The organism is Microbulbifer mixtoriginis (SeqCode) (genome assembly GCF_052466865.1).
The window spans coordinates 1,726,582-1,748,897 of record NZ_CP174293.1; the positions used below are offsets into that span (position 1 = coordinate 1,726,582).

Below are 22,316 nucleotides of genomic sequence, written 5' to 3' on the forward strand. Positions count from 1 at the left end.
AGCTGCGCCTCTGCGCAAGGCGTTATCATTTGTGGCTTTTGAAAATTTAGGGGCAGCTCATGTTTCATTTACTTGATCAAGCTCAATGGTTGTATGAAAAGCGTGCTGCGAATTGTCCTCACTGCGGAGCTGCACACGAGGAACGAAGATTTGATTGTCATCTTTGTCACATTGATTTCAGTAGCGATGAAATAGAAAAAATGGATGAGCAACGGATAATGAGTTTCAAGCGTTCCGCAATTTCTGGTTTGATATTTTTCCCTATATTTATCGCTCTCTTTATTTTGTTTCTAACTAATTACCGGTAGTACATAATAACAAGTTGCTGCATCCGACCACCTACACTCTGCTCGCTTTGTACTGTACGCTACGCTAGCACAAAGCGGCTCCATTCCGGTGGCGGCTGAGCAAGGTGTTATTGCCTCCCTTTCCAAAGCTGATAACTACTCTCAATCACTCGGTGAATATGCCGACGAAACTCCTGCGGCAGCTGCGCATATAGACGAGCTATAAGTGGCGGAAAGGGAATCTGTGCAAAGTGGTGCAGGTTCTCGGCTCCGTACACCTCGGCCAAAGTAATCCCCACCGCCTCACACCAGGCCGGCAGTAGCTCCGCCAGTATCTTCTGCTTGCCTGTTTCCATTTTCGAAACTTGAGATGGCCCCAGCCCCAGCTGCCTGGCCAACTGTGTGATCGTCATCCCCTTCAATTTCCGTGCGTTGCGCAGGCGTTTGCCCAGTGTCCCGGCCTCAAACATCTAGCCGTTTCAGCTACTCCTGTAATAACAAATTTTCGATTTTCGAAATAAAACCGCATTTTGCATTGCTAAATTAGAAATAATCCAGAATATCCGTTTATAAGTTGAGAAATAGTTAGTAGTGTCCCGGTGTTTGTCGCCAAAAGCCCGAATAAAGTGCTGAATTCGTTCGGCGGCATTAGTGAGGATTTGTAGTTCCTACAGGAGGTGGACCATGCCAATGACTGCTCACATTCAACAACTTCACCACGTCAACAATCTATGTGCCGGCCTGGAATGGGTCGCGGATTGTCCCAATCAGAGTGCGCGCACCGCCTTGCTGCAGCTGATTGGTGAGGAGGTGGGGTTCGTGCTTCAAGGCGTTATCTGCGCTTATGAGCAAAAGATCCCAGGGGGAAGACCTGCAGTTGAAGAGCCTGCCTGATTGCTTTGTAGAGCCGGTGCCGTGAGTGGTACCGGCCTCATAGTCATCCATTGCCCTTGCCGGTTGCTACCCTCTAGCAATAAACTGTATGTATATACAGTATCTAGGGTTTCCAGAATGAAGCTTTCCCCACTCTACGGCCACGGCATTGCCTGTGGCTTTCCCTCTCCCGCCGATGACCACAAGGAGGCGGCCCTCAGCCTGGATGAGCACTTGATCAGCAAGCCGGCGGCGACCTTTATGGCGCGAGCGAATGGGGATTCCATGATGGGGCTCGGTATCTTCGATAAGGATTTATTGATTGTCGATCGCTCGCTAAAGCCTACCCATGGCGATGTGGTGGTGGTGGCCCTGGATGGCCAGCTCACCTGCAAGGTGCTGGACCAGCAGCAGGGGCGGCTGCTCTCTGCCAATGATGACTACGCCCCGATCCCAATTTGGGAAGGGCAGGAATTGATTGTGGAGGGGGTGGTAAAGGCTTCGGTGCGTTACCACCGGCCGCGCTGAATGCTAGTACTGGTGGATTGCAACAGCTGCTACGCCAGCTGCGAGCAGATATTCCGGCCGGACCTGCGCGGGCGCCCAGTGGTGGTGCTCTCCAATAACGACGGCTTTGTAGTGGCGCGCTCCAAGGAAGCAAAGCTATTGGGCATCGGCGACCTGGAACCTTTCTTTAAGGTTCAGCACCTGCTGCGCGCACACCGGGTGGCGATCTTCTCCAGCAACTACCCACTGTATGGCGATATTTCCCACAGGGTAATGACTACTCTGCGCGAGTTCGGCCCCAATGTGGAGGTCTATAGCATTGATGAGATGTTCTTGGACCTGCACGGGCTGCAAGAGGATTGGCAGGACTACGGCCGCAAGATCCGTAACACGCTCTGGCGCAATATCCGTATGCCTGTTGGTGTGGGTATCGCCCCCAGTAAGACACTGGCCAAGCTCGCCAACCGCGCGGCCAAGAAAATCCTCAAGTGCGATGGTGTCTGTGCGCTGGACACGCCGGAGAAGTGGCAGTGGATGCAGCGCCGTACCGCTGTGAATGATGTGTGGGGCATAGGTCGCCGCCTTACCAAGCGCCTAGCAGATTTCGGCATAGAGACGGCCTATGACCTGGCACAGGCCAACCCAAAAATCTTGCGCCGCCGTATCAATGTGAATATTGAGCGCACTATTGAAGAATTGAACGGGATTGCCTGTCTGGGCCTGGAGGAAGAGCCCCCAGCGAAGAAACAGATCTATTGCACCCGCTCTTTTGGTGAAAAGCTCACCGAGCTAGCGCCGATACTACAGGCCGCCACCCTCTACGCCAGCAGGGCCGCAGAGAAACTGCGCGCGCAGAAGTCGCTGGTAAAGTCGATCCATCTATTCCTGCACACCTCACCCCATGAGCCCAACTACTACAGCCGCAGCGCCGTAGTGCAGACCCCATACCCCACCGACGACACGCGGGTAATTGTGCGGCTGGTGAGAGAAACTATTGCCGATTTATACCGCCCCGGCTGCCGCTTTATGAAAGCAGGGGTTGGGCTAATCGAGATAATCCCCTGCGCGCTCGGTCAGGGTGATTTGTTCACCCCTGGGCAATCGCTTAGGGCAGGGCAGACCATGCAAGCGATGGACCGAATCAATAAAAAGTTTGGTCGCGGGACTTTGTTTCTAGGGGCCGAAGGCATCCAGAAAAAATGGAAGATGCGGCAGGCGTTTACATCGCCTGCCTATACCACTCGGTGGGGGGATTTGCCCAAAGTGACAACATGAGATGATTGTACCAATTAGATCCCGAGAGCTTTGATACTTTGCAAAGCCTCAACAGGTTGAGTTTAGGGTGCCTGTATAAATATACATGAATTATTTAAGCGCCAAAAAATGTCTAAGATTTGCTCCTAACTCATTGATTTATATAGAGCAAAATTGAGTAAAAACAGGTAGTTTTCTTAGACAGCGATTTCCCGGAAAGCTAGCAACCACGGGGGCTGGAGGTTGTTTTATAAACTACTGCTGCATCATGGGGGTGTGTTCGGGTTTCGCGGCCTTAGTCTTGTTTGCGGTTTTTGGCATTTTTCTCTAAGAAAATCAGTAAGTTACAAAAGTGTTCGCAAACCCCAAGAGCTCCGCAGGAGTGGCGGTCGGCTCAGATTGGGGTAGGGGGCAGGTTTCCTGGGGGCTTAATGAGCAGAAGCGTTCGATCAAATAATGAACGGCAAGCCCAAACCTGATGTTCTTGAAGCATGCAATCGGGGTAGATCTGAACAGAAAGGTCCAGGCCAAAGTTCGAAGAGCTTCTTTATAGGGGGCGCAGAATAGCAGAGTGGAGGACAAACCACTATGGATGGCTTATCAAGCGCTGGAGAGATGGCTATTAGCGACCCTGTGATTTTATGAGAACTTTAATAGAGAAGCGGGATGTTTTGCTTTTGAGGTAAGGGCTTTCACTTTTCTTTACTCCAAAAAGACTGTTGTTGAATTTTTCAAGGGGGGTATCCGACTCTTCAAGACCGTGTACTAAGAAAGCCAATTTTCTACTTGGTAGTGCATCCTTCCAGTTAGGACATGTGTGCATAGTAGGTTGGTGAAATACAGTACTGATAGCTAAGCCCTGCTTCGTATACCAGAATTCAAAAGACGCTTCTCCTATTTCTAGGGAAAATTCTATAACTTGTTGATTTTTAACGGATGTGAAAAGTGATATAAAGCAGGGAGAGCGTGGAATTATAAAGACGCTGCTATATATCTACCTGTTTTATTTTGTGACACTCAATGTAGTTCTTTGACTTTACTAGCTTTTTAAGTTGGCTTTGATTGAGGACAGCAGAATTATATAGAAGGGTGATATGTAGACGCTGCTTTTGAATTAACTGTTATGTTTCGAATCATGGTTAAAGAAGAACTTAAGATCGCATTACTTGAAGCCGCTAGTTACTTTCGGTCTCGTGGTGTCCGCGAATGGGAACTTGAAGCCCTAGGAACGGTAAATAAAATAGAGAGAAATGACTTTAGCTTTTTAGAAGATCTTTGGATTAAATATGCACCAACTTGTGATATTGACGATTTGCTGGTCACAGAATATGCAACCGAAGATGAAGATAAGGTAAATAAGCTAAACACCCAGTTAGCAGAGATCGCAAATAAAGTGTTTGCGTTACTAGAAAGAGTAAAGTGTGAAAATACATAACAAACAGCAGCACGATCGCCCGCAAACTACGCGGGCTGGACGGCCTACGCTTCACTTCGGCCGCCCGTGTGCAGGGCGTTAAGCATCAAGACACATATGCCTAAAAGAATTCAGCCCTTTTTTATCGTTTTGGCCATTGTCAGCGGCGGCTATGCAGCGACATCTGCTGTCTTGGGTGAAGTGATTGCATATCAGAGAGCTGGACTATCCGAGACTATTAATGCTTCAGATAATCCGGAAAAATTCTGGGGTGTAGTACTAATGTATACGGCCATAGCCTTTGTCTCTGCCACCCTTGGGGTGAAATCCTATTTCCATCCTAGAATACAGGCGTTTCTCAACTTTGGAATGGAGACGAAGCTTTCTCGAGTGCAAGTCATATTCATCTTATCCTTTACGTTCGCTGTGTTTATGAGTATTACTTGGATGTCCGGTGTCCTAGCAAATGCTTAACAAACGCAAGCAGGATACTCCGGCCCTTCGGGCCTCCGCGGGACGCCCAAATCTGTGCACCTTTTGCGCGGTCGCTTCGCTCCCATTATTGCGCAAAAGGCGCACAACATTGGTCGCCCCTGTTGCGGGCGTTAGCTGCTGAAGCACGAATTGAGACTTCAAATGGAAGAGAAATACCACTCAAAGCTAGAAAAGAGTTTTGCAGAATATTTAGTTACTTTGGGCTATCCCAAAGATTCTATAGTCTATGAGCCAGCTTTTCTTGCTACTGATGGTAAGCGCGCTTACAGGCCAGATTTTGCGATTGTTGACCCTGTCAAAAAAGAACGATTGGCAATTATAGAAATTAAAGGTCGCCATTTAAAAGATACTGAAAATACTTACCGTCAGTTGACTGCCTATAGCAAGGCTATAGAGAAAGAACGCATACCACTATTTTTAGTAACTGAATCAGATTCACAACAGAGTCTCTTTCCATTTGATCTTTATGTGTTTAGCGAGGAAGGTGCGTTAATAAAGTCTGATTTCGCCTTGTTTCCCACTTTTCCAGCGCTAACAGCAGATGAGTCTGCAGAGAGGAAAATAGGCATCAGGAAGGAGAAGACTGAGACAATAGAAAGCTTTCAAACAGTTTCTTGGTCTCTCGCAGGTGTATTGCTATCAGTTGTAGTCGCCGATTTTATTTTTGCTCAATATGACATGGAGCTGCTAACCATGGAGAGAATGGCTTTATTGGGAGCATGTGTTGCCTTAGTCGTAATTCCGTTCGCACAAAAATTCAAAGGGCTCGGCATCGAGTGGGAAAAAGCCAAGAATGAACAAGATCGCAGCTAACAAAGCGCTGCTAGGGACAAACCTACGCTGCGCTTCGGTTTGCCCCAGAGCGCGGCGTTATAAATAGGACTAAGTAATGAGTAGCGAACCAAAAGAAAAATCAAAATTGCTGAAGGTTATTCAATCTATTTGCTCACTATCTATAGTTGCCGTTATTTGCTACAGCATAATCTATGGAGTTGAATTGGTTTCTTCAGCTATTGCTGTGTCCGCAATAGCTGGCCTTGTATTACCGACTATTATTTCCGAGTCTACCGTGGGTATCGTTGAGATTTTAACTGGTGTTTTGGAAGCCTTCGTAGAAGGTTTGGTTGGTGCCGTTACGGGTGTGCTTGAGGCTATTGGTTCAATTTTTAGTTAGCATCATAGAAATTTATAACAAGTTGCTGCATCCGACAGCCTACACTCCGCGCACTTTATGCTATACGCTACGCTAGCACAAAGCGGCTACATTTCGGCAGCGGCTGAGCAAGACGTTATACCTCATGAGGCAGATCCGGTGAGTAATGAACCCGAGTGGGTAACTAGAGGAAAAAGTATCAAAGGCCTAATTAAAGAACTCCAGTCCTTTGAAGATCAAGATTTAGAGGTTCGTCTATCAATTGATGGCGGTGATACTCATCATTGCATTAGTCTTGTCGGCAAAGTTGACGGCAAAGCAGTCCTCATGAACTGCGAAGACAGCGATGAATAATAAAGTAAGGTATAACAAGTTTGGCAAGCGGGACAAATTAAAGCGTGGCTTCGCCACAATTTGCCCCTTCCAAAGGCGTTAAATGCCCACAAGACCTATGAAACACGAACTTTGGATGGAAGATGAAAATTCGCAGACATTTTGCCTAGCGGGCCCCCATGGTGACAGTGCACGCAATATGCAAGAGCCCGGAGCAAAACTTACATGGACATGTGAGGCTTCATCATATTTCGAAGCAATGACAAAGTACTATGCGTACATGGGGTGGGGAGAGTACAAAAGTGACTATCCCAAAGAAGATAAAAAAACATATTCGAAGTTAGGCTGGAAGTAATATGTATTTAACAAGCAAAGGCAGCATCGCCCTGCGGGCTGGACGCGCTAACGCGCGCCGCTGCTTTGGGCGTTACATGCCCTAAATCATGAGTATCTACGAAGAAGAATTAGAAGGCAGAGAGTTCGACTGGTTCGCTATAGATAGTGAAGGAAATATCGGCTTATTCTCTACCGCTGGCGAAGGAAAGATTCCAGGCCCAGTAATGGAGGCTTACTCTGAGCATGATAATATTTCAGAACAACTCGAATCGCCCAATTGGGGGAGTTCTGAAGTTTGGTCAGATTATGCTGTATTGGGGCTATATGTCTACGATTGGGATCTGCCCGGTGGGCCATATAAACGAGTGCGTGCGCCGTCTAAAGCTATGAGTGACGAACTTAAAACAAAGTTATTAAACATGGGTAGCCTTTACAGCATTCCCACTAAGTTTGCGGAGCTAAAGGAAATATCCTGTGTGCTACTCAGCATGTAACAAGTGGGTGATGTTCGTTCCAGCCACTGCGAGGCTTCCACTGGACGGTCCACGCTTTGCGCGGCCCGCCGCATACCCAGGGCGTTAACTTCGAAATACGATGAAATATATATCTGGCGAATCAGTAGAGCTATACGACATTGTCGAAAGCAATGAGGGTGGAACTTGGGTTCAAGCTATAGTCGTTTTTATTGCTGATACAAAGAAAGCAGCTAAAGAATGCCAGTGGCTTTTAGATGAAACACCTGAGTGGGCAGAGGATTCGATTGCTATCTGCTGGAATTACTCTCAAGAACTAGAAGACATCGATGATAGATTACTGTTCACCGATACAGAAAATAACGATGAACTTAGGTTTATCAGAAGACAAAGTTAACAAGTCAAAGCACACGGACCTTCGGCCTGGCGGCCTCGGCCAGTGTTTGAGGCGTTATGCATCGGATAAATTGATTTCATGAAAGTTGTAGCATTTGGCCCGGAACATACAAAAGACAAACATGAAAGTGATATTTTCAAAGTTAGTGACGATGAAAATGGTTTAACAATTACTGTAGATACGGTTGATGTAAAGGGAAGCCGTATGTACCTCATTGTAAATTTTGAATTCGTTCGCGGCTATCGCTATCTAGATGAGGGCGATCTAATGTGCTACTGGGAAAGTGATGCTTTTACTTCACCTGTTCACGTCTTTCAAGTTTTGGCTGGCGGTTGGAGCAATGGAGAAGCTTGCGAGCCTGGGGTGCTAAATGTAAGTAAAGCTATAGACATTAAAGAGTGGTTTGTAGGTACTACAAATGGTTGCATTTCTATACTTTCTGATGCAATCCCAACGATCGTGAGTAAAAATGCATAACAAGCACCGGCACAATCAGCCACTTCATGGCTTGGACTTGCAACAAGTTACTCGCCCGTGCGGTGAGCATTATGTGCCTTAAAGGAAGCTGAATGTGAGCTACTTAGAGTTAAAAGACGATAAGTTCTCTGAGAAAATATCTTTAAGAGACTCATGCGAATTGATGTATCAGTTTGTTCTAGAAATACATAAGCGCGGAGAGGTGGATACATCATGGCTCCTTGGCTCTCTAGGTGTTTGCGGCGATGGCTCCAGCACTGATCCAGCTCAGTTGTATGACTATATAAGCGTTTTCAGTGAGCTAAAGAATCAGCGCAAGTTCTTTGATAGTAATGGCTAAGTCAAAGCACATAACAAGCGGCTGTAGTTGCCCCTTCGGGGCTGGGACGGCTTTTCCGCTGCTTTGCAGCTACAAACCCGCCCCTAAGCCGGGCGTTATGCATCTTAGAGAGTTGAAGTGAATAGTATAGAAATGGAAGAAAAGAAGAAATTTCCTAAGGAAATCGCAATTGCATTGGCTGTCATCGGCGTACTAGTTTCACTGGCTCCAATTGCCATTCTTCAAGAAACGGCAGCAGTTTTACCCGTAATATTTGGCCTTTTAATGAACTTCGTTCTTATACCTTCCATATTTCTACTGTTTGGTGGGATCCAGAAACTACGTGATAGGCAGTTCAATTTGTGGAGCGCATACTACCTTGGGCTCTTTGTTGCGATAGTTTTGGCGGCACGGAAGCTGGTGGCGTAGTAGCCATGCATAACAAAGCCGGGCAGTTTGCTCCAGGCCTTCGGCCCGCCGCGGGACAGCTTACCTTGTGCATGTTTTGCGCAGGTCGCTGCGCTCCCATTTTTGCGCAAAACACGCACAAGGTAAGCTGCCCCTGCCGGCGGCGTTAAGCATTTTTGATAGATAGTTATGGAAGAAATTTTAGGTGGAACAATTCGGGTTGTTGGCAGGTTCCTGTTTGAGGTTGTGTTTGGCCTCATCATAGATTTACTGTTCCACATTCCCGGCTACTATATCTGCAAGCCATTTTCGGGCAATGGCCAAGAACCAAAGCCAGGCTGGGTCTTTCTGTTCAGCATTATCTTTTGGGTGGTAGTAGGGTTGTTAGCTTACGGCGCCTATTCGCTGCTTGGTGCGGAACCCAATGCTTAACCAGGCCAGGCTGTACACTCCGGCGCTACGCGCCTCCGCGGGACGGCCTACGCTATGCGCTGCGCCCATTAGCTGCGCAGGCCGCCCCAGCTGGCAACGTTAGTGTTCAGCTATGAAAATTTTCATCGTATGTTTATCATTATTTTTCGCGGAAGTCGCAATGAGTTCGTCTAGCTCAAAACCACCAGTCGGTATGAGTAAAGAAATCTGGGAAAAGCATCTTGAAAGAGAAGCCAAGGCTGAAAAAGATCGCCAAGATAAGTTCCAAAAAGTGTTAAAAGATAATCCTCCTGAGCCACCTTGGATAAAGTATCCAGAATATTCTAGTAACGATATATTCTGGCGTATGGGTGAGGGTGAAACGTACCTTATGGAGTATTTCTGGCCTTACTTAAGATACGCTTCAGAGGGAGAACTCAAAAGCTATAAAGAAAAGTATCCAGAGCCAAATGGTTGGTCTGGCTGGTACGGAGAGTGAAAACACTAACAATCGCAGGCAGTTTGCTACAGCCCTTCGGGCTTCCGCGGGACGCCCAACGCTGTGCACATATTGTGCTGGTCGCTGCGCTCCCTTTTTAGCACAATATGTGCACAGCATTGGTCGCCCCTGCTGCGGGCGTTATACCTCATGAGGCAGATCCGGTGAGTAATGAACCCGAGTGGGTAACTAGAGGAAAAAGTATCAAAGGCCTAATTAAAGAACTCCAGTCCTTTGAAGATCAAGATTTAGAGGTTCGTCTATCAATTGATGGCGGTGATACTCATCATTGCATTAGTCTTGTCGGCAAAGTTGACGGCAAAGCAGTCCTCATGAACTGCGAAGACAGCGATGAATAATAAAGTAAGGTATAACAAGTTTGGCAAGCGGGACAAATTAAAGCGTGGCTTCGCCACAATTTGCCCCTTCCAAAGGCGTTAAGGCTCAATTTTGAAAATCGTCATTTTCCTGATACTGCCGATATTAAATGCTCTTGCGTGGAAGTATATAAGTATTGCAGCTGAGACTTTGAGGCAGCTCAAGCTGGGTAAAGAGCCAGAGATTGACCCAATGCAGAGTGCTATATTACCTGAAATAATAGCCATGCTAATTTTGAGCTTTGTGTCTTACGTAATCGTAAATATATTTAGTCCTGCAAATAGCGTTAAATTTGTCGCATCAGGGCAGCTGGTATTCTTAATATTTCTTGTCCCTTTCACATTAAAACATTGGTGGGGGCTTAGGCAGGTTTAGCCTTAACAAAGCCAGCAACGGCGACAGCTTTTCCGTTGCTTCTTTTGTGGCTTAACGCTACGCTACCACAAAATAATCAACTACAAAGCTGCGCATTCTGGCGGCGTTAGGGCTACAAAGGAATCGAGATGCGGAGTGAATTTCAATACTTCATGAACCAAGATGATCATGCGGTCTTTGACGAGTATCTTCGTAGCATTGATGGAGTCAGCATCAAGCAGGGGAAACACTTCGATGAGATTCTACTGGATGATGGCTTCATCCAATATGAACGAAGTCTCCTAGAAGACAGAGTTCTTACTTCCGGCCGCATTGCAATTGCTTCAACTGATTTGGACGGGGCTTACAACTTCTCGTCGCATCAGGCAGTTGAGTCACTGTACAAAAAATTAAGAAATTGGCTCAAAAAACGTAGCGTCAACTCTCTGGTTTGTTTCAACGAGAAATCAGAGAACCCTACGACCCAAGCTGTAAAAAGCTTTTGGCTGGGACCTGGCGCTGAGGCAACATTAAATGATCCAGCTATTAAGCTAAAACAATTTAAATCGGGCAATGTCGTATTTAAGCTGGCATAAAGCCCTAACAAGGCGCTCAAGCAAGGACGCAGCAAAGCTGCGCCGCTTAGCTTGGCGTTATAAGTAAGAGTATGGGCAAGAAATTACCTCCAGAAGAACTAGAACTCTACAAAGCCATAGATGAAATTTTATGGTGTGACTGGGACCCTATTGGTGTAAATGACATGCCAGAAGCTCGCGACGAGTATCAGAGTTATCTGCCACATATTTTTCGTCTTGCGGTCGAGGGTAAAGATGCCGAGCATATATCCTCGTCACTGGTAGCAACAATAGAGGGCAATATTGGTTTGGGTGCTAGCAAAGAGCATTGTCTTAGGGTTGCACGCAAAATTGTCGGTGCTAAAAATGAAATTATTGGGTAGCGTCACTTATAACAAGGCCAAGCAGCAACGCGCACTGCGTGCGCTGGACAGCTTTTCCGCGGCTTCGCCGCTGCAAAGCTTCCGCTGTTGGCAGCGTTAGCTGTACGAGAGAGTCATGCGAAGAAAGCAATTTCTTACAGAATTCCTAGGTGCTCTCGGCGCCAAAGAAATTCAATGGCAGAAGGAGACGGATGCAAGTATTTCTGGAGCAGTTATTTACGAAATTGATGACCCAGAAGAGGTTCAAGAGTTCATCTGGCACGTACAAGAGTCAGAAGCACCGCCTGAAAATGTTAGAAAGCTAGTTGAGCTTCTGAATGAGAAGAACCTGTTGAGTATTGATAAAATTAGTATTTCAAGGAAAGAACTAAGAAGTTTATATAGTAAAAAGCAGGGGCGAATTGTATCGGAGGGTGAGTTCATATCTATTTTAAAAGCTCTGGTTTCAATTGAGGTTTCAATGGTAGATGAAGGAAGAGAAACAGATGTTTACTTCATCCATGAGTAACACAGCTAACAAGTGGCGGCACAATCGCCACACTTCGTGTGGCTGGACAAAGCACTGCGCGCTTTGCCTGTGCGCCAGGCGTTATGTGATCGAGACTCCAGGGACATGAAGAGTATTCTGATAGTTGTTTTTTTAGTGTTGGTAGCTGGCTGTACCAGTCGGATTGCTATGCTGCAAACGGATAACCCAGAAGAAAATGAGTATAGGTTTATTTTTGGCAAGATGATTCTTGACTACGATAAGGCTAAATCAATGAGCCCTGAAGCGCGAGCAGCAAACTATGAGAATCAACTTAACCTCATTTTAAGAGGTGACAAGAACACAAGTAGCTGCTCTATTGTTCCTGGCACAGTTAATTTTGGCGAGCCAGGCTCTCAGGGCACAGCTAGAGTGCACTGCAAAAATCCAGTCAGCGTCCAAGTTCAAGAGGATATATTTAACCGAGATGGCTCTCCTTTCTACTCTTATACTTTGCCCAATGAGTAGCATGCGAGCAAAATCACATAACAAGGCGCTCAACTACACTCCGGCCGCAAGCGGCCTCCGTCGGACAGCCAAAAGCATACTTCGCACTGGCTGCCGGTTAGCTTAGCGTTATGTGCCCCAAACATGAGAGATATATTTTGAGCAAGTGGCTCTATTTGATTTTTGTTTTCGTGCTCGCTGGTTTGCTTTACCCGGCAATCTATCTGTTTGGCCTTGATGGCTTTCGAGACGGCATCCTATTCAAAGTTCCCACATTAATTATCTACGGAGTTCTAGCAGGGTTCTTTCTGTACCCCTTCATTGAAGGCTACAGGCGATACAAAGCTGGGAGTAAGCGCGTAGCCTTGGTTATGCTCGTTTCTGGTATTATCTTTCCCGTCGTAAGTGGAGCGTTCTTAATAGTTCTCTTTGAATCAATGTTACGCGTAGGAAACAGTAGTGGGCATAGCAGCACATAACCAGGCCAGGCAGTACGCTGCGCGCCTCCGCGGGACAGCCCACGCTATGCGCTTCGCGCAAAAACAGCGTGGGCTGTCCCTGCTGGCAACGTTATGCATATCTAGAGAGTACCAGATGAGTATTGACTATATTTTCTTACCATCAAAGAAAGCCGCTGATGAAGTTTTAACTCTTGAAGATATAGAAGTTATTGAGGATTATGGCAAAAGTAAGCTTGAAGTATTAGCAAAAAAATTATTCTCAGATTTCAAATTCGAAAATGAACTAGGTAGGAACAGCAGTCGTGATATTTCCTGTGAACTATATGTCACAGAAGGGTCTATTCACACAGGAATGAGCGGTAAAGGGGATATTTGTAGAGAAATTGCATGCGCTGTTGAAATCGCATCTTTTCACAATTTAATAGCTATCGATATCCAAACGACTGAGCTCTTAAAACCAGGGGCATCATTTGGTAGTGCGTATTCTTCCTGGTATAAAAAAGTTCTTGCAAATGAAACACGAGATACATAACAAATTTAGGCACAATCGCCTTCGGCTGGACGCGCTTACAGCGCGCCCGTGCTAAAGGCGTTAAGTTTAAAGAATGAAAAATATAGAAATAATTGAGAAGTTTGAAAAACTTGAGCGAAGTCTTAGATTCTATCGGTGGAGTGGAGTTGCAATCTCTTTTCTGATAATTGGCTTTGGATTCTTTCTAATTAGTAATCCAGAATTAGGAAATCGGGATAAGTTTATTGTAGGCAATGTAATTGTCCCCATTGGAGCGGGTATATTAGGTTCTGCATTAGGTAGTTGGTCTGGCACACCAGCCCATAAGCTGTTGAGAGAAGCAATCTCAAATCTGCATCTTGATCGTGACCAAACTTAACAAACACAGGCACGATCGCACCTACGGTGCTGGACCTTCGCCGCGTTGCGGCTTCGACCCGTGCTGTGCGCGTTATGATTTTTTATGCCTAGAAAGATACAAAGAATAGGATTAAGGCACCACGGGGCTAAGACGGTTGAGTTAAATGATTCCGTAGATTGGGAGTCAGTGGTAACCGAAATTTTCATCGGTTTTCTGCTTGGAGTCTTCGCTTATATGGGGTATGTAGGTGGAATTCTATTGCTCTTTGTCCCGTGCTTCATTGGATCAGTTATTTGCTTCTACGTAGTACTAAGAAGTGCGGTGTTGTATTTCTGTAAAAAATCGAAGAAGAAGCCTACTGATGGCCCAAAATCATAACAAGCGGCTCAAGTATGCAGGCTGCGCCTGCCAGACTCGCCGCTTAGCCGGGCGTTCAATTCTATAAGGAAGATCGTGAAGTATTTGATATCAATATTTCTGCTATTCGTATCTAGTTACACGTTCGCTTGTAAGTGCGCTCCAGGAGATATGGATAAGTGGTACTCCGATTCTATAGAAGTGGCTCATGTGAAGATTGTCGGAACCTCTTTGGAAAACGACCCTGAAAGGGATCAAGAACGGGTTAGGATCAAGTATCAAGTCATTGAGCAATTCAAAGGTGACGATTCTGAAACTGGCCATGTATATGAAGGTCTTCATAACTGTGCTCTAGGAGTAAGAACTGGAGCAAAGTATATTTTTTACATCAGAGAACATAGGCTTATCTCCAGGTGTGGAGGTAGCCAAATGATTTATGACTGGACAGATAAAGGAAAACTAATTCTGGAACAGTTACGAGATAAAGAATTGAACAAGGGCCAGCAACGGACCGCAAAACCTGTCACTTAAATTGCATTCGCAATTACGTGCCAGGCTCTGCGGCCGCTGTGGCCGGCGTTATGTATGAGCAAAGGATGTAGTTATGGATGAGTTAATTGGAGAGATTGGGAAGGGGTTTTTCCGGGGTATAGGATATATCTTGGCGGAAATATTCTTCGGCACCATCTGCTACTGGACTGGCTGGCCTATCTGTAAGCTTGTCACGCTCGGTCGTTACCCTTCACCAAAACAAGTTATCTATCTAGAAGGTAATAGCGGCAATAATCATGGTTTTTGGTGCAGTGTCACTGGCCTTGTCGTATTAGTTGCAGCAGGCTTGTTTGCCACGGGACAATTTTATAATGCACAAAATACATAACAAACAGCAGCACGATCGCCCGTAAAAAAAGCGGGCTGGACGGCCTACGCTATGCTTCGGCCGCCCGTGTGCTGAGCGTTAACTTTCCAGGAGCATCGAGATCAAAGCGAGTGAATTTCCAGAATTAGTTGGTTCACTATCAAAGGAGTGGAAGGTGTACTTCTACGAGTCACTTGCACACAATCTGACCGTATCCGCTAGGCTAGTTTGGTCAAACGATGACACCTCGGATTCTGAGAAATTAGATCAGCTAAAGTGGCTTAATGAGATTCAGCACCGTGTGACGTCAAAGATTCAAGTTGAGCGCACTAAGCGGCATGAATGGCCAGAATTAGAGTTTATAGAGATGGCCAATCACTATGTAAAGTTGTGCCCAGCCATTTCAGGCATGGTTGCCGGCGCAATTTCAAAATCATATGAGCATGTAGCTAGTGTCAAAAGTTAACAAATCAATCAACTTCGCGCCTTCGGCGCCGGACAGCTTACACTACACTTCGCTTCGTTACAGCTGCCGGTTATTGAGGCGTTATGTGAGTACGGCAAAAAGATGAGTGGATTTAAATGGGCAGACTTATCAGAATTTGAGCAGAGAAATTATCTCTTTAGGTGGTTCTGGTCTGAAATACGTGAGGAAAGCGAAGTTAATCTTGTCAATATTCTCAAAGAATATCCTCCTTTGGCTTTGTTAATTCCGGAGATAGTAAAAGATGTCGCGGAACTCTTATGTGTAGAAACTGATGAAGTAGAAAAGCTTATAGTGCGTTAAGATCAGTTGTGATGTTGGTAGCGGGCACAATAAATGATTATCAACGAGCACATAACAAACCGCTCAAAGTTCAGCCGCGTTGCGGCTTGGACCTCCGTTTCGGCGCTCGTTTTGGGGGTTACGCTACACTACCCCAAAAAGTTCGCCTCCACTACGGCCCTTTAGCGGGGCGTTAAGCATAAGCATGATTAAATATCTTTGGATTCTCATAGCATTTACTTTTTTGCTGTCGGCTTACAACTGGTACGAAGAAGGTTATTTCAGTTTTTTGGGCTTTTGCGTAGCAAACCTTGGCGCTGTAGCTACGCCAATATTGGCTACTCTGATCCTGCAAGGTGTTTCTAAATTATCAGGCTTGCCCGATCTACCATTCAAATTTTCGGCCGTCCTTGCTGTGGTCTTAAGCCTGGTTGCATATGCTTACTACGCCTTGAACGGTCGCGCTGAAAACTCAGGCACATCAGCCGCACAAATGCATGTTATCGTGGCACCAATAGTGCTCTTGTCTTTTACTCTGTTAACATCGTTAATGGCTTTGGTGACAAGCGTTGTATTTAAGCTGTCGGAGGGGAAAAATGCTTAACAAACACAGGCAGCAGATTGCTCCGGCCCTTCGGGCCTGTGCGGGACGGCCAACGCTACGCTTCGGCCGCCCCTGCTGTGGGCGTTAGAGCTCAATACGGAATTAGCTATGAGCAATGAAAGAAGAAAGATAATAACTCTAGAGATATTGCCTTTAGCGCTGACTGCCATTATTGCTGTCACAGCTTGCTTATCCACTTACTTCACGTATCAAACAGCAAAAATTGCATCAGGGCAGGAAAGCAGAGAAAAAAGAAAAGAGTTTATTGAGTGGGTTACTCTTTTAAAAGGTATTGCAGAGTCAGTAAATAAATTAGAGCAAGAGGCTGCATCTAAATCCGAGGCAGAATCAAGTTCTAACAAGCAAAGGCAGTCGGACGGCTAACGCCGCCCGCTGCTTTGGGCGTTAACAGTCTTAATGGAATTATGAGCATAGTAGAGGTTTTAGAAGAAAAACTACTTGGGAATTTTTATTCTCGAGTTAGTCTTGGAGATACATTCGACCTCTATTTTGGTCGTTTCTGGCTTATATCACATAATGTTGTTTGTCCTGATGAGGGTGCTCTTAACGAGATGATTTCTGCGTATCATCCAACTAATGAAGCTATAGACAAAGATGATATTGCTAAAGGCACAATAATTACAGCGTCTCTTCGTAAAAAGATAACTTCTGTTTTCATACATTCTGATTCAAGTTTAGAGTTGGGGCTGGAGAATGGAGTAAAATTAAAATTTACAACTGATACCGATGTTGTAGATTGGCAATGGGCAATAACTGAGAATGCACAAGATCCTTACCATGGGTTTATTGTTGGTGTTCTTAGCTCGGGGGAGGTTCAGCTTGGCAACTGTTAACAAATCAAAGCACGCGGACATGGTAAAGCTGTCACCTTTTTTGTTCCAAAAAAGCCGCCAACTTCACCATTCCGGTGTTTGAGACGTTAAGTGTTGTCGAAATTATGAGCATTAAATTGAAAAAATTACTTTTATTGCTCCTGATTGTTCCATCCGGTTCTCTTTGGGCCGGTATGTGCTTTCTAGGAATCTCTATATTTTTCCACGGAATGTTTAGAGATTTTGGATCGTTTTTCATATCTTTACTTTCTCTCATTGGTTTATTTTGCGTGGTTACAGCTATTGTTGCATCAATCCGGTATCCAAAGATTAATGCACTATCAGTTTATTCAGCATTACTTGGTATTGCGGCAATAGTAGTTGGTGTATACATTGGGGTTCCGTTTGCACCGCTCCTGCTAGCCTCGGCGGTTAGCTTAATGGTTGGTGGAATTTTCCTTGTAGTTGAGTACGTTAGGGGCACTTAACCAGGCAATGCAGCTGCGGCGTTATGTTGCCATTATGTGAAGAGTAGCAATTTCAATGCGATTTTTACTTTTAAGTCTTTCGATATTATTGGCCACAGCATGTGCGCTCGACTTACATGAAAACTTCCAATCTCATATGAGTAGCGCGGTTGGAGAAAGCATTGACGATCCTCACAACTGGGCTAGAAAAGACCGATTTGTTAGAGCTGTAGAGCTGCCCGGAGGGAACATTGAAAATGAGTACAAATTTCGAGCCAGCTGTAGATACTTTTATGAGTATGAACCATCCTCTCGGGTAATTGTTGGGTGGCGTTATGAAGGCAAAGAGGCAGATTGTGCTATCGCCCCATAGCTCCGTAAACAACATAACAAATGCAAGCAGTATGCTACGGCCCTTCGGGCCTCCGCGGGACGCCCAACGCTATGCACATTTTGTGCGGGTCGCTGCGCTCCCAGTTTCGCACAAAATGTGCATAGCATTGGTCGCCCCTGTTGTGGGCGTTAAGCCAAGCCAGAATTGAAGCTATGAATAAAATCGAATTACAGAGAAAAGCTAAAGCTAAAAACGGTAAGGTTGAGGCCTACTGGTTTGAGAACGAGAGTATCGGGTTACAGAAAACATTATTTCATCGTATAACAATACCTCTAGAACCTTTTGATTCAGGTTTTGAGTACGAGGAGCAGCCACTATCAACTGAAATAGTCTTGGACTGGTACGAGTTAAACTTAGAGAATGCAGCGGAACACGATGGGGCTAATTTATCACACGAGTCATACCCAGAAGCAGAAGGCTCGGTTTATGTCGGTTGTGCTCACAATTGGTGTAATGTAAAAGAGCTAGTGTTTTCTAAAGCAAATGATGGCCGCTATGACATAAAAGGTTCCGTTGTCGTTGAATTTGAGAATGAGGGTGTGGCTCAAAATGAGCCGTTCACTTACGAAACAACAATCGAGGTAGTCACGGCTTAACAAGCGGCTGCTGTCGGACTGTGATCTTGCCCCGTTTTAACGGACACCAAAGTCAAACAGACGAGGGGTCTTATGCCGAAATACAACAAACCTAGAAAGACTTGGCAGTATTCAAACGAATTCAAAGTGAAAGCGGTAATGCTTAGCTTGATAGAGGGTGTTCAAGTTAAGGAAGTGGCCGAAACTCTCGACATTCACCCTTGCATGCTGTCACGATGGCGAAAAGAGTTTCAGGAGGGGAAGATTGTGGCAGATAAACGAAGAAAGCTTACTGGTGTAGTCTCTAAAGCAGAGAAAGAACTTTCTAGGGTAAAGCGTTTAGAGGCGGAGAATCGTAAATTAAAGCAGGAGCTTGATTTGTTAAAAAAGTGGCAACGGTTTCTTGCGGAGGAACATCAGCAAGATATCGATTTATCCAGAGGTTCGGATCAGAACTAGGTATCAAAAGAACTTGTCAGTGGCTGGGAGTATCGCGCAGTGGTTATTATGATTGGCTGAAGAGGCAACGATCGCATCGAAAACACCAAGATGATGATCTAAAGATTCAGATTCAAAAGATTTCGGATGACTCTGCAGGGCGCTATGGTAGTCCAAGAATTTGGAAAGCCCTGCTGACCAAGGGATATGAAGTTAGCCGTAAGCGCGTAGCCCGGCTGATGCAAGAATTAGGAGTCGTAGCCAGAGTTACGAGAGTGACACGTAGGGCACCAGGCATAAAGCGTTTCCTAGCCTCTGGGGAGAATCTTAGACCGGATGGAGCTGTGCCTAAAAGCAAGAATCAAGTTTGGGTTGCTGACATAACCTACCTAAAGGTTAATGGTCAATGGCAGTACTTGTCAGTGGTGATGGATTTGTATTCTCGCCGAGTAATCGGTTGGAGTTTAGATACGAAAAGAACAACAGAATTAACCCGAAGAACCCTGATGAATGCTGTAAGGAAAAGAGGATCACAGCCGGGATTAATATTACACACTGACAGAGGTGTAGAGTACAGAGGGTCCGAGTATCAAAAAGAGTTGAGAAAATATGGAATCCAGCATAGCTTGAGTAGAGCGGGTAAATGTACGGATAATGCCCATATGGAGTCGTTCTTCCATAGCTTAAAAGCTGAACTGATTAGAGAAACTAGATTCCAGACAATGAGCCATCTAAAGTATGCTTTGGCTCGATATATTAATGATTTTTACAACCGTAGGCGGCTGCATTCAGCTCTAGGCTATCAATCACCAATGGAATATGAGCGAATAGCAGTATGAAAAGTAGTGTGTCCGTTTTATCGGGGCAAGATCACTGGTTTTCCGCTGCGCTCCAAACCAGCCGCAAATGCGGGCGTTATGTACCATGAGCTATGTCAGAAAAAAATAAAGAAGTATTAAAAAAAGCTGATCGCGCATTTGCAATGGCTGTAGGTGTAGTACTTTCCGTATTTTCATTAATTTTGGTTCCACTATTCTTCCAAGAAAACGCCAAAGAAATGGAAGTGACTGTTTGCTGTGTGGCTACAACATACACAGTACGTGGCTCAGGTACTCTACTTGTCGAGGCTCACTTGAAAAACGGAAAAAAGGTATTTGTTCATTGGAGTAATGATTTTCCGATTAAGCAAGGGGGTGTCGCACTGGTAAATAAACAACGACCTGTATTGGGTGGTAATGAGGTGTACACCATGCGGGGGTACAAATAATACATAACAAGTGGCGGCAATACGCAGCCTTTGGCTGCCGGACTCAGCGCTATGTGCTTCGCCGTTGCGCCAGGAGTTATGCATCATGAATAAATTAGCACTCATCATACAGGCCTTAGCACTATCGGCATGTGCAACTTATAAGGTTGTCCCCGAAAGTAATCTGAGTAAGGTTGAAAATCCTACTGAGGCCGTCAGGGTAGCGAAAGTAAATGAGTGGCCAGAGGGCAATCATTGCTTTGAGCCAATTTTGTACGTCCTCACACTAGGCATTATCCCAACTCATTGCATTAACACATACAACGTTTCATCTGGTCCTCAAGTGCTTGGCCAGGTTAAAGTTACATCAATGCAAGGCTGGGTAGCTCTTTTCATGGCACCGTTTCCAGCTTGGCAGTACGGTTACGCCACAGAGGTTGAGTCTGAAATCAAAGATATGGTGCAGGTAGCAGAGTAAAATGCATAACAAAATGCTCAACTACACTCCGGCCGCAAGCGGCCTCCGTCGGACAGCCAAAAGCGTACTTCGCACTGGCTGCCGGTTAGCTCGGCGTTATGCACTGAATCTAATATGAAATCTGATTACAAGTGGCTTGACAGCTGGGTAAAAGAGATAAAGGGGAAGTCAGTTCTAGAGCTTGGTGCAGGTACGGGTATAGATACGCAGATTCTTAGATCTATTGCGAGTAAACTGATAGCGACTGACTTGGTGCGAAATGATCCGTTGGATATTGAAGAGCTAGATCATAGCGAGCCATTGCCATATGAATCGAATAGTTTTGAAGTGGTCGTAGCAAGTCTTTGCTTACATTACTTCGATTGGAATAAAACTGAAGAGATAATATCCGAACTTTACAGGGTATTAACGCCTGGTGGTATGTTAATAGGCCGAGTAAATTCGAAAAATGATACCAACTACGGAGCAACTGGTTACCCTGAAGTTGAATCGAACCTCTTCATTGTAAATAATCAAGCTAAGCGTTTCTTCGACAAAGCTGGCTTAAGTAGGCTCTTCAACAAGAAATGGGATATCTCGTTCATTGTGGAAAAGACTATAGATCGCTATAACATGCCGAAAACTATTTTGGAGTTTAGGGCTACCCGTGCATAACAAACGCAAGCAGGTTGCTCCGGCCCTCCGCGGGACACCCAACGCTATGCATATTTTGTGCAGATCGCTGCGCTCCTAGTTTTTCACAAAAGGTGCACAGCATTGGTTGCCCCTGTTGCGGGCGTTATGTTTCATAGGAGTAAAAATTGGGTAGGGAGAAGCCTAAGAATAAGATTGCTCTTTTCGGGCTTTTGTCTTTAGTGGCTTGGTCCGTTATCGTTTTCGTCTCGGTAATCTTTTGGGCTAGCAGGATAGCTGCATATGGGTTGGCTAGTTCTTTCGCACCCTCCAGGTTTTATGAAGTGGTCGTATGTTTCGGTATGCTTCCTGCTTCAGTGGCCATTCTCTTTGGGGGCATTGGTTTGTTTTACTCGCCGAGGGGTGTTGCCCTATTATCTGTTGGGTTAGGGTCGGTCGTATTTCTATTGTCATTTGCCTTTGCAAGCTCGTTGGTTTTATCGTAAATGAAACATAACAAGGCAATTAACTACGCCACTTGCTACGAAAGCTGCCGGACCTCAACAAGCTAAGCTTGTTCCGGTCCGTTATCGCGGCGTTACAAGGAATAAATATGCGCACTACACTTATTTTCATCTTTCTCATTTACATTGCTAGCTACTCTAGCGCGAGAACAGTGATAGCTAACGAAGAAAAAGCTAGAAATGAGGTGCGGATTACCCAAAATAACACCATCGGTTTCAATGCAGCTGTCGAAGATGTTAAAGGCTACGCTGTTTTAGAGCTAACTCTTCCAGCAAAAATTGATGGTGGGGAGTATCAGTATAGTGAAGCGATTCTCTCTAATGGCATAGACAATATCGCAAAAACGCCGCTAGAAAAGTTTGACATCAATCAACAGGAAATCATTGGTATACAAATTAACAAGAGCATTGTTAGTGTTGTAACCTTTAGTGTTACTTACACCAATACCATTTATATAGTCGAGTGCCACATCAATGCCTTGTAACAAGTTTATCAACCATCGCCACTACGTGGCTGGACAGCCAAGGAAA

Annotated in this window: 37 protein-coding genes; 36 read left to right on the forward strand and 1 reads right to left on the reverse strand. The window is 45.3% G+C overall.

Features of this window, described 5'->3' with window-relative positions; genetic code table 11:
* Positions 1-415: 415 nt before the first annotated feature.
* Positions 416-757: a helix-turn-helix domain-containing protein gene (locus ACJJJA_RS07810; RefSeq protein WP_444884993.1), complete on the reverse strand. Its 342-nt coding sequence runs from the start codon at positions 755-757 to the stop codon at positions 416-418.
* Positions 758-971: 214 nt separating this feature from the next.
* Here ACJJJA_RS07810 and ACJJJA_RS07815 point away from each other — a divergent pair, with 214 nt between their 5' ends.
* The 36 genes from ACJJJA_RS07815 (at position 972) to ACJJJA_RS07990 (ending at position 22,270) form a co-directional block, all read left to right on the forward strand.
* Entirely contained in the window at positions 972-1,181 is a 210-nt protein-coding gene (locus ACJJJA_RS07815) for a hypothetical protein (protein ID WP_444884992.1), read from the forward strand.
* A 117-nt stretch (positions 1,182-1,298) separates the two neighbouring features.
* Positions 1,299-1,688 (forward strand): LexA family protein, encoded by a 390-nt coding sequence (locus tag ACJJJA_RS07820; RefSeq protein WP_152451359.1) that lies wholly within the window; start codon positions 1,299-1,301, stop codon positions 1,686-1,688.
* Positions 1,689-2,942: a Y-family DNA polymerase gene (locus tag ACJJJA_RS07825; protein WP_444884991.1), complete on the forward strand. Its 1,254-nt coding sequence runs from the start codon at positions 1,689-1,691 to the stop codon at positions 2,940-2,942.
* Between the two features lie 1,114 nt (positions 2,943-4,056).
* The gene (locus tag ACJJJA_RS07830) at positions 4,057-4,356 is read left to right on the forward strand and encodes a hypothetical protein (protein ID WP_444904234.1); all 300 of its coding nucleotides are present in this window, start codon (positions 4,057-4,059) and stop codon (positions 4,354-4,356) included.
* A 96-nt stretch (positions 4,357-4,452) separates the two neighbouring features.
* Entirely contained in the window at positions 4,453-4,809 is a 357-nt protein-coding gene (locus ACJJJA_RS07835) for a hypothetical protein (RefSeq protein ID WP_444904235.1), read from the forward strand.
* 162 nt (positions 4,810-4,971) lie between these two features.
* Positions 4,972-5,643, forward strand: a complete 672-nt coding sequence (locus ACJJJA_RS07840; RefSeq protein ID WP_444904236.1) for a type I restriction enzyme HsdR N-terminal domain-containing protein — start codon at positions 4,972-4,974, stop codon at positions 5,641-5,643.
* A gap of 76 nt (positions 5,644-5,719) precedes the next feature.
* Positions 5,720-6,004 (forward strand): hypothetical protein, encoded by a 285-nt coding sequence (locus tag ACJJJA_RS07845; RefSeq protein ID WP_444904237.1) that lies wholly within the window; start codon positions 5,720-5,722, stop codon positions 6,002-6,004.
* Between the two features lie 138 nt (positions 6,005-6,142).
* Positions 6,143-6,337 (forward strand): hypothetical protein, encoded by a 195-nt coding sequence (locus ACJJJA_RS07850; protein ID WP_444904238.1) that lies wholly within the window; start codon positions 6,143-6,145, stop codon positions 6,335-6,337.
* Positions 6,338-6,759: 422 nt separating this feature from the next.
* A complete protein-coding gene (locus tag ACJJJA_RS07855) occupies positions 6,760-7,146 on the forward strand; it encodes a hypothetical protein (RefSeq protein WP_444904239.1) in 387 nt (128 codons plus the stop codon).
* 100 nt (positions 7,147-7,246) lie between these two features.
* Positions 7,247-7,522: a hypothetical protein gene (locus ACJJJA_RS07860; RefSeq protein WP_444904240.1), complete on the forward strand. Its 276-nt coding sequence runs from the start codon at positions 7,247-7,249 to the stop codon at positions 7,520-7,522.
* Positions 7,523-7,600: 78 nt separating this feature from the next.
* Complete coding sequence (locus ACJJJA_RS07865) at positions 7,601-7,999, forward strand: hypothetical protein (RefSeq protein WP_444904241.1); 399 nt, start codon at positions 7,601-7,603, stop codon at positions 7,997-7,999.
* A 94-nt stretch (positions 8,000-8,093) separates the two neighbouring features.
* Positions 8,094-8,339 carry a hypothetical protein gene (locus tag ACJJJA_RS07870; protein ID WP_444904242.1) on the forward strand — a complete coding sequence of 82 codons (246 nt, stop codon included), beginning with the start codon at positions 8,094-8,096 and terminating at the stop codon, positions 8,337-8,339.
* 117 nt (positions 8,340-8,456) lie between these two features.
* A complete protein-coding gene (locus tag ACJJJA_RS07875; protein WP_444904243.1) occupies positions 8,457-8,747 on the forward strand; it encodes a hypothetical protein in 291 nt (96 codons plus the stop codon).
* A gap of 168 nt (positions 8,748-8,915) precedes the next feature.
* Positions 8,916-9,158, forward strand: a complete 243-nt coding sequence (locus ACJJJA_RS07880) for a hypothetical protein (RefSeq protein WP_444899925.1) — start codon at positions 8,916-8,918, stop codon at positions 9,156-9,158.
* Between the two features lie 112 nt (positions 9,159-9,270).
* On the forward strand, positions 9,271-9,636 hold the full coding sequence (locus tag ACJJJA_RS07885) for a hypothetical protein (protein WP_444904244.1): 366 nt from the start codon (positions 9,271-9,273) through the stop codon (positions 9,634-9,636).
* A gap of 164 nt (positions 9,637-9,800) precedes the next feature.
* A complete protein-coding gene (locus tag ACJJJA_RS07890) occupies positions 9,801-9,995 on the forward strand; it encodes a hypothetical protein (protein WP_444904238.1) in 195 nt (64 codons plus the stop codon).
* A 91-nt stretch (positions 9,996-10,086) separates the two neighbouring features.
* Positions 10,087-10,389 carry a hypothetical protein gene (locus ACJJJA_RS07895; RefSeq protein ID WP_444904245.1) on the forward strand — a complete coding sequence of 101 codons (303 nt, stop codon included), beginning with the start codon at positions 10,087-10,089 and terminating at the stop codon, positions 10,387-10,389.
* A 128-nt stretch (positions 10,390-10,517) separates the two neighbouring features.
* Positions 10,518-10,964 carry a hypothetical protein gene (locus ACJJJA_RS07900; protein WP_444904246.1) on the forward strand — a complete coding sequence of 149 codons (447 nt, stop codon included), beginning with the start codon at positions 10,518-10,520 and terminating at the stop codon, positions 10,962-10,964.
* Between the two features lie 71 nt (positions 10,965-11,035).
* The gene (locus ACJJJA_RS07905) at positions 11,036-11,326 is read left to right on the forward strand and encodes a hypothetical protein (RefSeq protein ID WP_444884524.1); all 291 of its coding nucleotides are present in this window, start codon (positions 11,036-11,038) and stop codon (positions 11,324-11,326) included.
* A gap of 115 nt (positions 11,327-11,441) precedes the next feature.
* On the forward strand, positions 11,442-11,834 hold the full coding sequence (locus ACJJJA_RS07910) for a hypothetical protein (RefSeq protein ID WP_444889686.1): 393 nt from the start codon (positions 11,442-11,444) through the stop codon (positions 11,832-11,834).
* 105 nt (positions 11,835-11,939) lie between these two features.
* Positions 11,940-12,320, forward strand: coding sequence for a hypothetical protein (locus ACJJJA_RS07915; protein WP_444904247.1), 381 nt, complete (start codon positions 11,940-11,942; stop codon positions 12,318-12,320).
* Between the two features lie 573 nt (positions 12,321-12,893).
* The gene (locus ACJJJA_RS07920; protein WP_444904248.1) at positions 12,894-13,292 is read left to right on the forward strand and encodes a hypothetical protein; all 399 of its coding nucleotides are present in this window, start codon (positions 12,894-12,896) and stop codon (positions 13,290-13,292) included.
* A 73-nt stretch (positions 13,293-13,365) separates the two neighbouring features.
* Positions 13,366-13,650 (forward strand): hypothetical protein, encoded by a 285-nt coding sequence (locus ACJJJA_RS07925; protein ID WP_444904249.1) that lies wholly within the window; start codon positions 13,366-13,368, stop codon positions 13,648-13,650.
* A 510-nt stretch (positions 13,651-14,160) separates the two neighbouring features.
* A complete protein-coding gene (locus ACJJJA_RS07930; RefSeq protein ID WP_444904250.1) occupies positions 14,161-14,520 on the forward strand; it encodes a netrin-like domain-containing protein in 360 nt (119 codons plus the stop codon).
* 73 nt (positions 14,521-14,593) lie between these two features.
* Positions 14,594-14,869 (forward strand): hypothetical protein, encoded by a 276-nt coding sequence (locus tag ACJJJA_RS07935; RefSeq protein WP_444904251.1) that lies wholly within the window; start codon positions 14,594-14,596, stop codon positions 14,867-14,869.
* A gap of 547 nt (positions 14,870-15,416) precedes the next feature.
* On the forward strand, positions 15,417-15,635 hold the full coding sequence (locus tag ACJJJA_RS07940; protein WP_444904252.1) for a hypothetical protein: 219 nt from the start codon (positions 15,417-15,419) through the stop codon (positions 15,633-15,635).
* A 184-nt stretch (positions 15,636-15,819) separates the two neighbouring features.
* On the forward strand, positions 15,820-16,218 hold the full coding sequence (locus ACJJJA_RS07945; RefSeq protein ID WP_444904253.1) for a hypothetical protein: 399 nt from the start codon (positions 15,820-15,822) through the stop codon (positions 16,216-16,218).
* A gap of 108 nt (positions 16,219-16,326) precedes the next feature.
* On the forward strand, positions 16,327-16,602 hold the full coding sequence (locus ACJJJA_RS07950; protein WP_444904254.1) for a hypothetical protein: 276 nt from the start codon (positions 16,327-16,329) through the stop codon (positions 16,600-16,602).
* Between the two features lie 41 nt (positions 16,603-16,643).
* Positions 16,644-17,072 (forward strand): hypothetical protein, encoded by a 429-nt coding sequence (locus tag ACJJJA_RS07955; RefSeq protein ID WP_444903084.1) that lies wholly within the window; start codon positions 16,644-16,646, stop codon positions 17,070-17,072.
* Positions 17,073-17,176: 104 nt separating this feature from the next.
* Positions 17,177-17,539, forward strand: coding sequence for a hypothetical protein (locus ACJJJA_RS07960; RefSeq protein ID WP_444904255.1), 363 nt, complete (start codon positions 17,177-17,179; stop codon positions 17,537-17,539).
* Between the two features lie 525 nt (positions 17,540-18,064).
* A complete protein-coding gene (locus ACJJJA_RS07965) occupies positions 18,065-18,508 on the forward strand; it encodes a hypothetical protein (protein WP_444904256.1) in 444 nt (147 codons plus the stop codon).
* Positions 18,509-18,580: 72 nt separating this feature from the next.
* Positions 18,581-19,764 (forward strand): IS3 family transposase gene (locus ACJJJA_RS07970; protein WP_444902689.1). Its coding sequence is split into 2 segments (ribosomal slippage): positions 18,581-18,863 and positions 18,863-19,764, totalling 1,185 coding nucleotides; the frame shifts between segments, so codons are not numbered across the junction.
* Positions 19,765-19,856: 92 nt separating this feature from the next.
* Positions 19,857-20,192, forward strand: a complete 336-nt coding sequence (locus tag ACJJJA_RS07975; protein WP_444904257.1) for a hypothetical protein — start codon at positions 19,857-19,859, stop codon at positions 20,190-20,192.
* A gap of 85 nt (positions 20,193-20,277) precedes the next feature.
* Positions 20,278-20,649, forward strand: a complete 372-nt coding sequence (locus ACJJJA_RS07980) for a hypothetical protein (protein WP_444904258.1) — start codon at positions 20,278-20,280, stop codon at positions 20,647-20,649.
* 114 nt (positions 20,650-20,763) lie between these two features.
* The gene (locus tag ACJJJA_RS07985; protein WP_444904259.1) at positions 20,764-21,303 is read left to right on the forward strand and encodes a class I SAM-dependent methyltransferase; all 540 of its coding nucleotides are present in this window, start codon (positions 20,764-20,766) and stop codon (positions 21,301-21,303) included.
* Positions 21,304-21,874: 571 nt separating this feature from the next.
* A complete protein-coding gene (locus tag ACJJJA_RS07990; RefSeq protein ID WP_444904260.1) occupies positions 21,875-22,270 on the forward strand; it encodes a hypothetical protein in 396 nt (131 codons plus the stop codon).
* The last annotated feature ends 46 nt before the right edge of the window (positions 22,271-22,316 follow it).